Origin of the sequence: Streptomyces mirabilis (assembly GCF_018310535.1) — a bacterium.
In the GTDB taxonomy this organism is placed as follows: domain Bacteria; phylum Actinomycetota; class Actinomycetes; order Streptomycetales; family Streptomycetaceae; genus Streptomyces.
The window spans coordinates 7,397,262-7,409,859 of record NZ_CP074102.1 but is presented as its reverse complement, the minus strand read 5'-3'; the positions used below and the strand labels follow the sequence as shown (position 1 = coordinate 7,409,859).

Genomic DNA, 12,598 nt, shown 5'->3' with positions numbered 1-12,598 from the left:
CGTGCAACATCAGTGGCGGAGGCGCAACGAAAACGCCTCCGCCAACAGATTAATCAAGACATGGGCCCGTTCGGCAGGGTGGAAGGCCGAGAGTCAGCCGTGATGTTGCTCCGGATCGCCGATGGAGCGGGCCTCGGCGAGCGCTCGCAGGGCGCGGGCGTCCTCGATCGCGCGCTGTTTGGCGATGCCCGGCTGGATGCCGAGCGCGGGCAGGCTGGTGCCGTCGCTCAGGTTCAGGAACACCCAGGGGTCGCCGGGGCGCAGGTTGACCTGGAGGATCTCCGCCCACTCCAGGTGTCGCCTGCTGGTGATGTTCACCACGGTGACGCCGGTCTCGTCGGCGACGACCTTGGGCCGCGAGAGCATCAGCAGGACACCGAAGAGCAGCGCGCCGATGAAGACGAAGCTGAGCTTCTCCCCCGGGCTGAGCTGTTCGAGGAGCATCGCGACCGTCGCTATGACGACGAAGATCGCGACGCCCGCGGTGAGCAGCACGGCCCGGGTGAGGGACGGCCGGAACGTGACGGGGAGCGTGGGAAGGTCGGGCATGGCTTCGGTCGGGGTCCTCAGAGGCGGCAGGCGTGGATGGCCGTGGTCAGGATGGCCCGCGCGCCGAGCGCGTACAGGTCGTCCATGATCTGCTGGGCCTCCTTGGCGGGCACCATGGCACGGACGGCGACCCAGCCCTCGTTGTGCAGCGGGGAGATGGTCGGCGACTCCAGGCCGGGCGTGAGGGCGACGGCCTTCTCCAGGTGCTCGGCGCGGCAGTCGTAGTCCATCATCACGTACGTCCGTGCGACCAGGACGCCCTGGAGGCGGCGCAGGAACTGCTGCACCTTGGGCTCGGCCTCCTCGGAGGCGTCGGCCCCGACGCGGCGGATGACGACGGCCTCGGACTTCATGATCGGGTCGCCGAAGACCTCGAGGCCCGCGTTGCGCAGCGAGGTGCCGGTCTCGACGACGTCCGCGATGACCTCGGCGACACCGAGTTCGATCGCGGTCTCGACGGCGCCGTCGAGGTGGACGACGGAGGCGTCGATGCCGCTGTCGGCGAGGTGCTTGGCCACGATGCCCTCGTAGGAGGTGGCGACCGTCATGCCGCCGAGGTCCTCGATGCCCTTGGCGGTGCCGGGCTTGGTGGCGAAGCGGAACGTCGAGCGGGCGAAGCCGAGCGGGAGGATCTCCTCCGCGTTGGCGCCCGAGTCGATGAGCAGGTCGCGGCCGGTGATGCCGATGTCGAGGCGGCCGGAGGAGACGTAGATCGCGATGTCGCGGGGGCGGAGGTAGAAGAACTCGACCTCGTTGCCCGGGTCGACGATGCGCAGTTCCTTGGACTCCCGGCGCTGCTGGTAGCCGGCCTCATGCAGCATCTCCGCCGCAGGGCCTGACAGGGAACCCTTGTTGGGGACGGCGATGCGCAGCATGAGGTCGGCTTCCTTCGTTCGTGCGTACGAAACGTACGGGATTGCGGGGTTTACGGCTCAGAGATGGGCGTACACGTCGTCGAGGGAGATCCCACGCGCCACCATCATCACCTGAACGTGGTAGAGGAGCTGCGAGATCTCCTCGGCGGCGGCGTCCTTGCCCTCGTACTCGGCGGCCATCCAGACCTCGGCGGCCTCTTCGACGACCTTCTTGCCGATGGCATGGACGCCCTTGCCGACAAGTTCGGCGGTACGCGAAGTGGCGGGATCGCCGGTGGCGGCCTTGTGCTGGAGCTCGGTGAAGAGCTCCTCGAACGTCTTCTTGGACATGATGCTGCCCACCCTACGCGCTACCGTCCCTGCCTCAGTGCCAGGGTTCGGATACTGAGCGCAGTGTGGCCGCGGTCGCCACGGCGGCCGTCACCGCCTCGTGCCCCTTGTCCTCGTTGGAGCCCTCGATGCCCGCACGGTCGAGGGCCTGTTCCTCGGTGTCGCAGGTCAGCACGCCGAAGCCGATGGGGACGCCGGTGTCGATGGAGACCTGGGTGAGGCCCTGGGTGACGCCCTGGCACACGTATTCGAAATGCGGGGTACCGCCGCGGATGACGACGCCGAGCGCGACGATCGCGTCGTAGCCGCGGCCCGCGAGGACCTTGGCGACGACGGGCAGTTCGAAGCTGCCGGGGACCCTGAGCAGGGTCGGCTCGTCGATCCCGAGCTCGTGCAGGGCGCGCAGCGCGCCGTTGACGAGGCCGTCCATCACCTTTTCGTGCCACTGTGCCGCGATGACCGCGACGCGCAGGTCGCCGCAGTTGCGTACGGACAGTTCAGGTGCACCCTTGCCGCTCACGTCTCTCCTCAGTGCTTTCTTGTTACTGGTTGCCGCAGGCGGACACGGTGGCCGTGTCGAGCCAGGGCAGGTCGTGACCCATCCGGTCCCGCTTGGTGCGCAGGTAGCGGAGGTTGTGCTCGCCCGCCTGTACGGGCATCGGCTCCCGGCGCGTGACCTTGAGGCCGTGCCGGACGAGCGCGTCGGTCTTGTCGGGGTTGTTGGTCAGCAGGCGCAGGCTGTGGACGCCGAGGTCCTCCAGGATCTGCGCGCTCGCGCCGTAGTCCCGGGCGTCGGCGGGCAGGCCGAGTTCCAGGTTGGCGTCGAGGGTGTCGCGGCCGCGCTCCTGGAGCTCGTAGGCGCGCAGCTTGGACAGCAGGCCGATGCCGCGCCCCTCGTGCCCACGCAGGTAGACCACGACGCCCCGGCCCTCGGCCTGGATGCGCTCCATGGAGGTCTGGAGCTGGGGGCCGCAGTCGCAGCGCAGCGAGTGGAAGATGTCGCCGGTCAGGCACTCGGAGTGGACACGGACGAGGACGTCCTCGCCGTCGCCGATCTCGCCGTGCACGAGGGCGACGTGCTCGACGCCGTCGACGGTGGAGCGGTAGCCGTACGCCGTGAACTCGCCGAAGGCGGTAGGCAGTTGTGTCTTGGCCTCACGGCGGACCGTGGGCTCCGCGGTACGGCGGTAGGCGATCAGGTCCTCGATGGAGATGATCGTCAGGCCGTGCTTGCGGGCGAAGGGGATGAGTTCGGGCAGACGGAGCATGCGTCCGTCCTCCCCGGCGATCTCGACGATCGCGCCGGCCGGGCGCAGGCCCGCGAGCCGGGCGAGGTCGACCGCGGCCTCGGTGTGGCCGTTGCGGACGAGGACGCCGCCGGGCTTGGCGCGCAGCGGGAAGATGTGGCCGGGGCGCACGAAGTCGCCCGCCTCGGCCTCGCCGCCGGCCAGCAGCCGCAGCGTGGTGGCGCGGTCGGCCGCGGAGATGCCGGTGGACACGCCGTGGGCGGCGGAGGCGTCCACCGAGACGGTGAACGCGGTCTTCATCGACTCGGTGTTGTTCTCGACCATTTGGGGGAGCTGGAGGCGGTCGAGTTCGTCGCCCTCCATGGGTGCGCAGATCAGCCCGCGGCACTCGCTCATCATGAAGGCGATGATCTCGGGGGTCGCCTTCTCGGCGGCGATCACGAGGTCGCCCTCGTTCTCCCGGTCCTCGTCGTCGACGACCACGATCGGTCGGCCCGCCGCGATGTCGGCGATGGCCTTCTCGACCGGGTCGAGCGCGAAGTCCTCGATGTTGTCGGTGCTGTACCAAACGGGTGCCGTGGTCATGCGGGGGCTCCTTCCAGGACGGGCTGCCCGGCCTTGCGGGAGCGCAGCCACCAGTCGCGCATGCCCGACAGGACGAGCGCGCCGTAGACGACGTAGACGAAACCGGAGAAGGCGTAGCCGTTGGCGAAGTTGAGCGGGACGCCCACCACGTCGACCAGCAGCCAGGCGAACCAGAACTCGACCATGCCGCGGGCCTGCGCGTACATGGCGACGATCGTGCCGACGAAGATGTACGCGTCCGGCCAGGGGTCCCAGGACAGGGTCGGGTACGCGTGGAACAGACCGCTGACCGCGAGGGTGCCCACGGCCGCGGCGCCCACCATGTAGGCGCGCTCGCGCCAGGTGGCGAACCGTACGGAGATGTGACCGTCCTGGCCCTCCGCCTTACCGCGGTTCCACTGCCACCAGCCCCACAGGGCAACGACGATGACCACGACCTGCTTTCCGGCGCTGCCGGAGAGATGGCCGCTGGCGAAGGCCGCGAAGAGGATGACGCCGGACAGGAGTTGGACGGGCCAGCTCCATATGGAGCGCCGCCAGCCCAGCGCGAGGCCGATCAGACCGACGATGTTGCCGATCATGTCCGACCACTTGATGTGCTGTCCGAGGAGCGTGAACGCCTCGGAGTTCAGCCAGTTCACTGCCCGCTCCCCTGGGTGTCGGGCAGCGCGACCGGCTGCTCGCCACGAGCGCCGAGCAGTCGCTCGACGTACTTGGCGATGACGTCCACCTCGAGGTTGACCGGGTCGCCGGCCTGCTTGTGGCCGAGCGTGGTGAGGTCGAGGGTGGTGGGGATGAGGCTGACGGTGAAGAAGTCCGGGCCCGCGTCGACCACCGTCAGGCTGATGCCGTCGACGGTGATGGAGCCCTTCTCGACCACGTAGCGGGAGAGGTCCGCGGGGAGGGAGACCTTCACGATCTCCCAGTTCTCGGACGGCTTGCGCTCGATGACCGTGCCCGTGCCGTCGACGTGACCCTGGACGATGTGGCCGCCGAGGCGCTCGCCCACGGCCATCGGGCGTTCCAGGTTGACGCGGGAGCCGACGGTCAGCGCGCCGAGGCTGGAGCGGTCCAGGGTTTCGGCCATGACGTCGGCGGTGAATTCGTCGCCTTCGTGTTCGACGACCGTGAGACAGACGCCGTTCACGGCGATGGAGTCGCCGTGCTGTGCGCCCTGCGTGACAACGGGGCCACGCAGACGGAAACGGGAGGCGTCGTCGAGAATTTCGACGGCGGTGACCTCACCCAGCTCTTCGACGATTCCGGTGAACACTTCCCGGGTCCTCCTGCCTCATGGGGCACGGACTCCGGGGCCTGTCGATGACGACAGAATGAGCGGACTGCGACACCGGGAGCGAGCCGCATGGGGCGACACGTCCCGAAGGACGCGCCGAAACAAACGGCAGCGCGCACGAATGCCCGCCCGCCGCGCACTGCCTCCCATCCGGACTTTAACCGTCGGTCCAGGAATTTCACCTGGTCAACCGGCCGCTGGAAGCGGCCGGGTCGCGGACTATAACCGCCGGTTCGGACTTTCACCGACCCCGGAGTGCGCTGCTTCTGGTACAGCATCAGTGTGCCACGTCTGATCCACGTCCATGCGGGCGAACGTCTGTGGGGTGCCTCACAGGTCGCCCGGATGGACTTCTCCGGCGCATCGCTGGAGGTCAACTCCTCGGGGAATCCTCACGCTTGACGCGATCGCCCCTTGGTCCGTACCCATTGACCGCCCTGGTCTAGTCCTCTTAAGGTCCATGATCAATGGTTTGCCGAAGCCGAGGTGTCGCACTCGCCCCTTGAGCGACCCGGCGGCGGTGACGGAGGCCCTTGCCCCGCCGCCGGGTCTCCCCATCCGGGGCGCGCCCGCATCGAATCACCGGGAGCGCGGCGCGAAGAGGTCGTCCTGGGCCGACTCCCGGGACGTCAGGAGGGCTCCGCGGAGTACCGCACCGCCGCCCAGCGTGCTCGCGCGCACCTCGACCGGTAGCGGGGACATCCGGGCGAGTCGCTCGCCGACCCGCGCGGCCAGCACCTCCCCGCCGGCCTGCCCCACCTCACCGCCGAGCACCACGCACCCGGGGTCGAGAACGGCCACGACGGACGCCGCGCCGATGGCGAGGCGGTCGGCGAGGGCGGAGAGGAAACGGTCGGCTCCGGAGGAAGAAGAGGCAGGGGAAGGGGAAGGCGAGGGAAGGGTCGCCACCGCTTGCCTCACCAGCGTCGCCGCCTCCGGTTCGCCGGGCGACACCGCTGACGCCACCAACCCGTAGCCGGCCGCGAGTTCCACGATCGCGGCGGACCCCGCCAGGGAGTGGAACCCGCCCTCGCAGTCCGTCGCCGAGGGGAGCGTCGACGTGCCCGGTACCGGCAGGAAGCCGATCTCGCCCGTGCCGCCGGACGCACCACGACGGAGTCTGCCGTCGAGGACGACGGCCGCACCGGTGCCGTGGCCGAGCCAGAGCAGGACGAACGTGTCGCGGTCGCGGGCGGCACCGTCACGCTGCTCCGCGAGGGCGGCGAGGTTCGTCTCGTTCTCGACGATCACACGGGCGGGCAGCCGTTCCTGGAGGGCGGCGACCAGGCGGCGGTGCCACTCTGGCAGGCCGGAGGAGTCGCGGAGTTCACCGGTGGCGGGGTCGATGAGGCCTGGGGCGCCGACGCCGACCGTGTGCAGGCGATCCGCCCCGGCCTCCTTGGCCGCGCGTTCGACCAGTGTGACCGCCTGCTCGACGGCGGGCCCGGTACCGGTGTCGTCCGCGATCGGCACCGACGCCCGGGCCAGTTCCTTGCCGAGGAGGTCGGAGACGACGACCGAGACGCCCTCGGTGCGGACATCGAGGGCGGCGAGATGGGCCCGGTCGGCGACGATCCCGTACAGACGGGCGTTGGGGCCTCGGCGCTGCTCCCCGGACTCCCCCACCACCTCGATCAGTCCGGCGGCCGTGAGGCGTTCGACGAGGTCGGCGACGGTGGGCCGGGACAGTCCGGTGAGCTGCTTCAACTGCCCTGCGGTCAGGGCGCCTTCCTGCTGGAGCAGACGCAGGGCGAGGCGGTCGTTGATGGCCCGGGCGGTGCTCGGTGATGCGGGCATGCCGGGATCCTCCCAGATCAGTCGCTCGGTCGACGGCCAGTAAATCACCTATCTATCAGGCAGGGTTCCTGATAGTTTACGGCGGCGGCGCGGGAAGCAGAGCCTGGAGGGGCGGGAAAGATGGGTTACGTGGTCTACGACCTGCGTGAGGTGAAGCGGGCGCGGTACGCCGTGGCCGCCGTCTTCGCGGTGCACGGAGCGGTGACGGGCTCGTTCGCGACCCGTGTCCCCTGGATCCAGGACCACGCGTCCGTCAGCACCGGCCAGCTCGGACTGGCCCTCGCGTTCCCGGCGATCGGCGCCTCCGTCGCGATGCCGCTGGCGGGCCGGATCAGCCACCGCTTCGGCGCCCGTACCGCGCTGCGCGGGCTGATGTCCCTGTGGACGCTGTCGCTGATCCTCCCGTCCCTCGCGCCGAACATCTACACGCTGTGCCCGGCCCTCTTCGTCTACGGCGCCTCGGCGGGCATGGCGGACGTGGCGATGAACGCGCTCGGCGTCGAGATAGAGAGCCGCCTCGGCAAGTCGATCATGTCGGGACTGCACGGCATGTGGAGCGCGGGAGCCCTGGTCGGCTCGGCCGGTGGCACCCTCGCCGCGCACCTCGGCTCGGACGCGCGCCTGCACCACGCGCTGGCAGCCGGGGTCCTGACGGTCCTGGGCCTCACCGCCTGCCGATGGGTGCTGGACCTGCGACCGACCGAGGACGAGGCCCCGCCGCCGCGCTTCGCGCTGCCGCCCAAGTCCGCCCTGCTCATCGGCGCGGTCGGCTTCTGTGCGGTGTTCGCGGAGGGCGCCAGTCTGGACTGGTCGGCGGTCTACCTGAAGGACGAGCTGGGCAGCTCGGCCGGTCTGGCGGCGGCGTCGACGACCGGATTCATGCTAACCATGGCGCTGGCCCGGATCGTGGGCGACGCGGTGGTCAACCGGTTCGGCGCGGTGCGCACGGTGCGGGCCGGCGGCGGTCTCGCCGTGCTCGGCGGGCTGCTCGTCGTCGTCGCGAACCACCCCGCCGTGGCGATGAGCGGCTTCGCCCTGATGGGTCTCGGCATCGCGGTCGTCGTCCCGCTCTGCTTCGCGGCGGCGGGGCACAGCGGCCCCAACCCCAGTCAGGCCATCGCGGGCGTCGCCACCATCACGTACACCTCCGGCCTGGTCGCGCCGAGCGCGATCGGCACGCTGGCGCAGGCGACGAGCCTGGTGGTGTCGTTCGGCCTGGTCACGGTGCTGGCGTGCGGCCTTGCCGCGTTCGCGGGGGTGCTGCGCGCGGGCGAGCGCGACCGGCCCAGGGTCAGTCCTGCGAACGCAGCAGTTCCCGACCCACGGCCCTGAAGCGGTCGCTCCAGGGCGTGGGGCGCAGCGTCGCGGCGTCGAGCCGGACGAGGACCCGCGTCCCGTGCGCGTACGTGAGCGCGCCGTCGGCCGAGCAGAAGCGGAAGCCGTACGTCAGTCCGGTGTTCCCCAGGCGTTCCAGCCAGAGGTGGACGGCGTACCCGCCGGGGCGGTTGATCGGGGCCTCATAGCTGATCCGCAGTTCCTTGACGGCGTTGCAGAAGTCGCCCGCCGCCTCCCAGTCGCCCTCGTAGGCCAGGAAGCCCTGGTCGTTCCAGAGGGCCGTCCAGGCGCGTTCGACCATGACCGGGTAGCGGGCGTTGTGGAGCAGGCCGAGCGCGTCCAGGTCGTCGAAGTGGACGGTGACGGGGAGGAGCCGCCCATAGGAGAGGGCGGGGGCGGCGGGGGCTTCGGCGGTCACGGGCGGGGCTCCTGAGGGTGCCGGTGGGGACGGTGGGGACACCCCCATCCTAAGCGGCCGCTCAGGAGCCCCTGATCAGGGTGTTCGTACGCCCTCCGGTCAGCCGGCGATCGAGTCCAGCTGCTCGGCGGCGGGCCGCAGCGCCCACAGGTCGCCGCCGGGCGGTGTCTCGAGTTCCGGCACCGCGGCCCGGGCCGCCCGGTCCCCCGCGTCGGCCGCCGCGTGCACGATGTCGCTGGCCGCGTAGCGGTGGAACTCCAGTTCCGGGTGGGGCCACGGCGCGGCGCCCGTCGCGGCGGGCAGCAGATAGTCGACCGCCTTGGCCAGGGTCTGGCCGTCCGGCCCCGTGTACCGCCACAGGTCCACGCCGACGTGTCGGCCGATGGCCGCGAGGCGGGTGTAGGCGACGAGGTCGAAGGTCGAGTAGTGCCAGCTGCGGGTGCGGGTCAGCTCCTGGGGCTGGCTGCCGTCCGCGGCGACCTGCGGGTCGATCCGCCTGGACTCCGCGCCGAGGACGGTCCGGCGGGCGAGGTCCTCGTCGCCGGTCGCGTAGGCCAGGGCGGCGAGCTGCATGTCGTAGAAGGTGCCGTGGTTGTTCTCGGCGGCGCCCTCCTCGCCGCCGAAGGCGCTGTTCTCCAGCCAGTCGCGGAAGTCGGTGTTCCAGGCGCGCATGGCGGTGCGGTCGCTCTTCGACCAGCCGGGGGCGCCCGTCTCCAGGATCGCGATCGCGTCCAGGACGCTGGTGTAGGACTGCGAGAAGTCGATGATGCCGATGGCCCGGCCGTCGTACTTGCAGGGGATGAACTGCCCGTGGTCGAGGTTCGGGTTCATCCGGGTGGCCGGGGCGAGGAACCAGGTGCGCAGGACGGTGGCGGCCTTCTCGGCGTACTGCTTCCTGCCGGTGTAGTACCAGGCGAGCGCGAGGTCGTACGTCGAGTCGAAGACCTTCTCGACGTCCTGGCGGTCGGTGCCGGTGTCGACCTCGGGGTTGCGCTGGCCGTCACGCTGGACGTACGGGCAGCCCCAGGGGTTGTCGGCGGTCTTCGGCTGGGAGGGCCACCAGTACGGGGCCTGGCTCAGGTAGTCGTGGACGTCGCCGCCGGGGGCGGGCTTGGGTTTGTCTACGACCGTCCAGGGGCCCTGGGTCAGCCAGTTGTCGGCCCGGGCCGTCAAGCCCTTGAGCGTGCGCTTCAGTTCGGGATCTCCGCGGTCGAGGCGGAGTCGGGTCTGCTGGAGCCGGGTGCCGTCGAGGACGGCGGTCCGGGGGACCTTCGGCGCCGCGTGGGCCGAGGCGGAGGGGACGACGACCGCCGCGAAGGTGGCCACTGCGGCGAGGAGGACAGCCAGACGGGGTCTTGCACTCATCAAGCCTCCGATCAGAAATATGAACGTAGTTCATGAGTAAGACCGTGCGAGCGTAGAACCGCCAGGTACCCGTGACAATGGTCCGGACAAATTTTCACGTACGAAGAAAGCGAAACTCACCATGGACCTCGGCGTGCGCTGGAAACTGCACGGCGACGGGCGGACGCCCGCGCCCGGAGCGGTTGTCCGACCCGATGAACGCCTCTCGTGGCCGCGCACGATCGGGCTCGGCGCCCAGCACGTGGTGGCGATGTTCGGGGCGTCGTTCGTAGCACCCGTGCTCATGGGTCTGAACCCGAACCTCGCGATCATGATGTCCGGCTTCGCGACGGTCATCTTCCTGCTCGCCACCCGCGGCCGGGTGCCCAGCTACCTCGGCTGCTCGCTCTCCTTCGTGGGCGTCGCCGCGGTGATCCGCGCGCAGGGCGGCACCAGCGCCACGGTGACGGGCGCGGTGTTCGTCGTCGGCGTCGCGCTGTTCCTGGTGGGCCTGGCCGTGCAGCGGTTCGGTGCGCGGATCATCCATGCCGCGATGCCACCGATCGTCACGGGCGCGGTCGTCATGCTGATCGGCTTCAACCTGGCGCCGGTGACGGCGTCGACGTACTGGCCGCAGGACCAGTGGACGGCCCTGCTCACCATGCTGCTCACCGGTCTGTCCGTCGTCTGCCTGCGCGGTTTCTGGTCACGGATCGCGATCTTCCTGGGCCTGGTCTTCGGGTACGGGATCTCCTGGGTCTTCGACCGGATCTTCGGAAAGATCCACTCGGTGGACGCGAGCGGCAAGCTCACCGACCACTGGCGGCTGAACCTCTCCGGCGTCGGCAAGGCGGACTGGATCGGGCTGCCGTCCTTCCACGGCCCGTCCTTCCAGTGGTCGGCGATCCTCGTCGCGCTGCCGGTCGTGATCGCGCTGGTCGCCGAGAACGCGGGGCACGTCAAGGCCGTCGGCGAGATGACCGGCGATCCGCTGGACGACGAGCTCGGCACCGCGATCTCCGCGGACGGCGTCGCCTCGATGCTCTCCACGGCGGTCGGCGGGCCGCCCAACACCACGTACTCCGAGAACATCGGCGTGATGGCCGCGACCCGGGTCTACTCCACGGCCGCCTACTGGGCCGCCGCGGGTTTCGCTCTCCTCTTCGGCGTCTGCCCCAAGTTCGGCGCGATCGTGGCCGCGATCCCGGGCGGCGTGCTCGGCGGCATCACCGTCATCCTGTACGGCATGATCGGCCTGCTCGGCGCCCAGATCTGGCTCAACGCCCGGGTCGACCTGCGCAATCCGCTGAACCTGGTGCCGGCCGCCGCAGGCATCATCATCGGCGTCGGCGGCGTCTCCCTGAAGTTCACGGACAACTTCTCGCTCAGCGGCATCGCGCTCGGCACCCTCGTCGTGATCACCGGGTACCACGCGCTGCGGGCGATGGCCCCGGCCCACCTGAAGACGGGGGGGCCGCTGCTGGACTCCGGCACATCCTCCTACGACGAGCCGGACGATCAGCGCGCCAGCTCATAGGCGTACTCCGCCGAGAAGGTCCCCGGCGTGCCCTTGCACCCGTCCGACTCCCCCGGCAGCTTCACCCACAGATAGGCGTCGATCCTGGCCTCCCCGGTGTTCAGGGTCGGCGCCCGGCCGATCTTCCGGCCCGCCGGATCGCACCACTCCCCGTCGGCCGGGGCGCCGTTGCCGTTGCGGCTGGTGTCGATGACGGCGCCCAGGCTCGCGGGGCCGCCCAGCGCGGACAGCACCTGCCGGGCGTACGCGATCTCGTCGCTCGTACGGTGGAAGTTGGACACGTTGGTGAAGACGCCGTCGGAGGAGGCGGCCGAGGCGGCGCCCGCCCGTTCGAGGAGCGCGGCCTGCTCGGCGGCCGGGTTCCAGGCGGAGTGGCCGGCGTCGTAGTAGACGCGGGCCCGGGGGTCGGCGGCCTTGAGGACGCGGCCGGCGCGGGCCAGCGAGGCGAAGCGGGCGGCCCGGTCGGCCGCGGGGAGGCAGCCGGCCTGGGCGACCGAGTCGGGTTCCAGGATGACGATGACCTCGTCACCGCCCAGGCCCGCCGCGAAGTCGTCGATCCAGCCGTCGTACGCGGCCAGGTCGGGCGCGCCGCCCTGCGAGGCCCCGCCGCAGTCGCGCTGCGGGATGGCGTACGGCACGACGACCGGGACCCGGCCCTCGGCGGCGGCGCCCGCGGTCACCGCCCTGACCCGGGCGGTGATGGTGGCGGGTGTGAAGTCGGCGAACCAGACGGCGGCCGGGCGGTCGGCGATCCGGGACTCGATGACCGTACGCCGGTGGTCGCCGGGGTGTGACGCGACCCAGGCCAGGACCTGGGAGTCGGGGTGGCTGTAGAGCAGGGCGGGGGTGGCCACGGACTTCGGCTCCTTCCTGCTCGGGGAGGGAGTCGGGCTCGGCTTCGGGGACGGGGAGTGCGAGGACGGGGACGGCGCGGCGGAGGTCCTGGTCGGGGAGGGAGTCGGTACGGCGGGCCCCGGCCGGAGGCCGGGCGAGCGGGTCACCAGCGGTTGGGCGTCGTCGGAGGGGCGCTCGCGGTCGACGGCGGACATCATCCCCGTCACCGCGCCGACCGCCACGACCACCGAGGCCGCCGCGACCATGGCGGCGCGCCGGGCCGCCCGCCTGCGCTCGGCCCTGCGTGCGGCCAGACGCTGCGCACGTAAGCCTGACACGTACCGCTCCCCCCGGTTCCCACCACGTCTCCGCCACTCCCGGCCACATCCGCTCCTCCCGACACGGGCGTTTTCCCTCGTTCTGGGGATGCGCCCGGCCAGGCGGCAACTCCGG

The 12,598-nt window shown here is 70.8% G+C and carries 13 protein-coding genes and 1 riboswitch; of the genes, 2 read left to right on the top strand and 11 right to left on the bottom strand.

What is annotated here, in order from left to right:
- Positions 1-93 precede the first annotated feature (93 nt).
- The 8 genes from SMIR_RS32780 to SMIR_RS32745 form a co-directional block, all read right to left on the bottom strand.
- The gene (locus SMIR_RS32780; RefSeq protein ID WP_101406327.1) at positions 94-549 is read right to left on the bottom strand and encodes a PH domain-containing protein; all 456 of its coding nucleotides are present in this window, start codon (positions 547-549) and stop codon (positions 94-96) included.
- Positions 550-566: 17 nt separating this feature from the next.
- On the bottom strand, positions 567-1,424 hold the full coding sequence (gene hisG / locus SMIR_RS32775; RefSeq protein ID WP_168489992.1) for an ATP phosphoribosyltransferase: 858 nt from the start codon (positions 1,422-1,424) through the stop codon (positions 567-569).
- Positions 1,425-1,481: 57 nt separating this feature from the next.
- On the bottom strand, positions 1,482-1,754 hold the full coding sequence (locus SMIR_RS32770) for a phosphoribosyl-ATP diphosphatase (protein ID WP_015661856.1): 273 nt from the start codon (positions 1,752-1,754) through the stop codon (positions 1,482-1,484).
- A gap of 34 nt (positions 1,755-1,788) precedes the next feature.
- Positions 1,789-2,274, bottom strand: a complete 486-nt coding sequence (gene ribH, locus SMIR_RS32765; protein WP_067366149.1) for a 6,7-dimethyl-8-ribityllumazine synthase — start codon at positions 2,272-2,274, stop codon at positions 1,789-1,791.
- 22 nt (positions 2,275-2,296) lie between these two features.
- Positions 2,297-3,586 carry a bifunctional 3,4-dihydroxy-2-butanone-4-phosphate synthase/GTP cyclohydrolase II gene (locus SMIR_RS32760; RefSeq protein WP_099923815.1) on the bottom strand — a complete coding sequence of 430 codons (1,290 nt, stop codon included), beginning with the start codon at positions 3,584-3,586 and terminating at the stop codon, positions 2,297-2,299.
- A complete protein-coding gene (gene pnuC, locus SMIR_RS32755; protein WP_168489994.1) occupies positions 3,583-4,227 on the bottom strand; it encodes a nicotinamide riboside transporter PnuC in 645 nt (214 codons plus the stop codon). The genes SMIR_RS32760 and pnuC overlap by 4 nt, the downstream gene beginning before the upstream one ends.
- Entirely contained in the window at positions 4,224-4,859 is a 636-nt protein-coding gene (locus SMIR_RS32750; protein WP_101406323.1) for a riboflavin synthase, read from the bottom strand. Before SMIR_RS32750 ends, pnuC begins: the two co-directional genes overlap by 4 nt.
- A gap of 153 nt (positions 4,860-5,012) precedes the next feature.
- Positions 5,013-5,143: riboswitch (FMN riboswitch) on the bottom strand.
- A 316-nt stretch (positions 5,144-5,459) separates the two neighbouring features.
- Positions 5,460-6,677, bottom strand: a complete 1,218-nt coding sequence (locus SMIR_RS32745) for an ROK family transcriptional regulator (protein WP_168489996.1) — start codon at positions 6,675-6,677, stop codon at positions 5,460-5,462.
- 120 nt (positions 6,678-6,797) lie between these two features.
- Here SMIR_RS32745 and SMIR_RS32740 point away from each other — a divergent pair, with 120 nt between their 5' ends.
- Positions 6,798-8,009, top strand: a complete 1,212-nt coding sequence (locus SMIR_RS32740; protein WP_168489997.1) for an MFS transporter — start codon at positions 6,798-6,800, stop codon at positions 8,007-8,009.
- Here the strand turns inward: SMIR_RS32740 and SMIR_RS32735 are convergent.
- Together SMIR_RS32735 and SMIR_RS32730 are read right to left on the bottom strand one after the other, a co-directional pair.
- A complete protein-coding gene (locus SMIR_RS32735) occupies positions 7,969-8,430 on the bottom strand; it encodes an acyl-CoA thioesterase (protein ID WP_168489998.1) in 462 nt (153 codons plus the stop codon). The two genes, SMIR_RS32740 and SMIR_RS32735, sit on opposite strands and share 41 nt — an antisense overlap.
- A 99-nt stretch (positions 8,431-8,529) precedes the next feature.
- Positions 8,530-9,795 carry an alginate lyase family protein gene (locus SMIR_RS32730; protein ID WP_168489999.1) on the bottom strand — a complete coding sequence of 422 codons (1,266 nt, stop codon included), beginning with the start codon at positions 9,793-9,795 and terminating at the stop codon, positions 8,530-8,532.
- 121 nt (positions 9,796-9,916) lie between these two features.
- On the opposite strand from SMIR_RS32730, the gene SMIR_RS32725 reads away from it, so the two are divergent.
- Complete coding sequence (locus tag SMIR_RS32725) at positions 9,917-11,311, top strand: uracil-xanthine permease family protein (protein ID WP_168490000.1); 1,395 nt, start codon at positions 9,917-9,919, stop codon at positions 11,309-11,311.
- Here the strand turns inward: SMIR_RS32725 and SMIR_RS32720 are convergent.
- Positions 11,293-12,483, bottom strand: a complete 1,191-nt coding sequence (locus tag SMIR_RS32720) for a glycoside hydrolase family 6 protein (protein WP_422664479.1) — start codon at positions 12,481-12,483, stop codon at positions 11,293-11,295. The two genes, SMIR_RS32725 and SMIR_RS32720, sit on opposite strands and share 19 nt — an antisense overlap.
- Positions 12,484-12,598 lie beyond the last annotated feature (115 nt).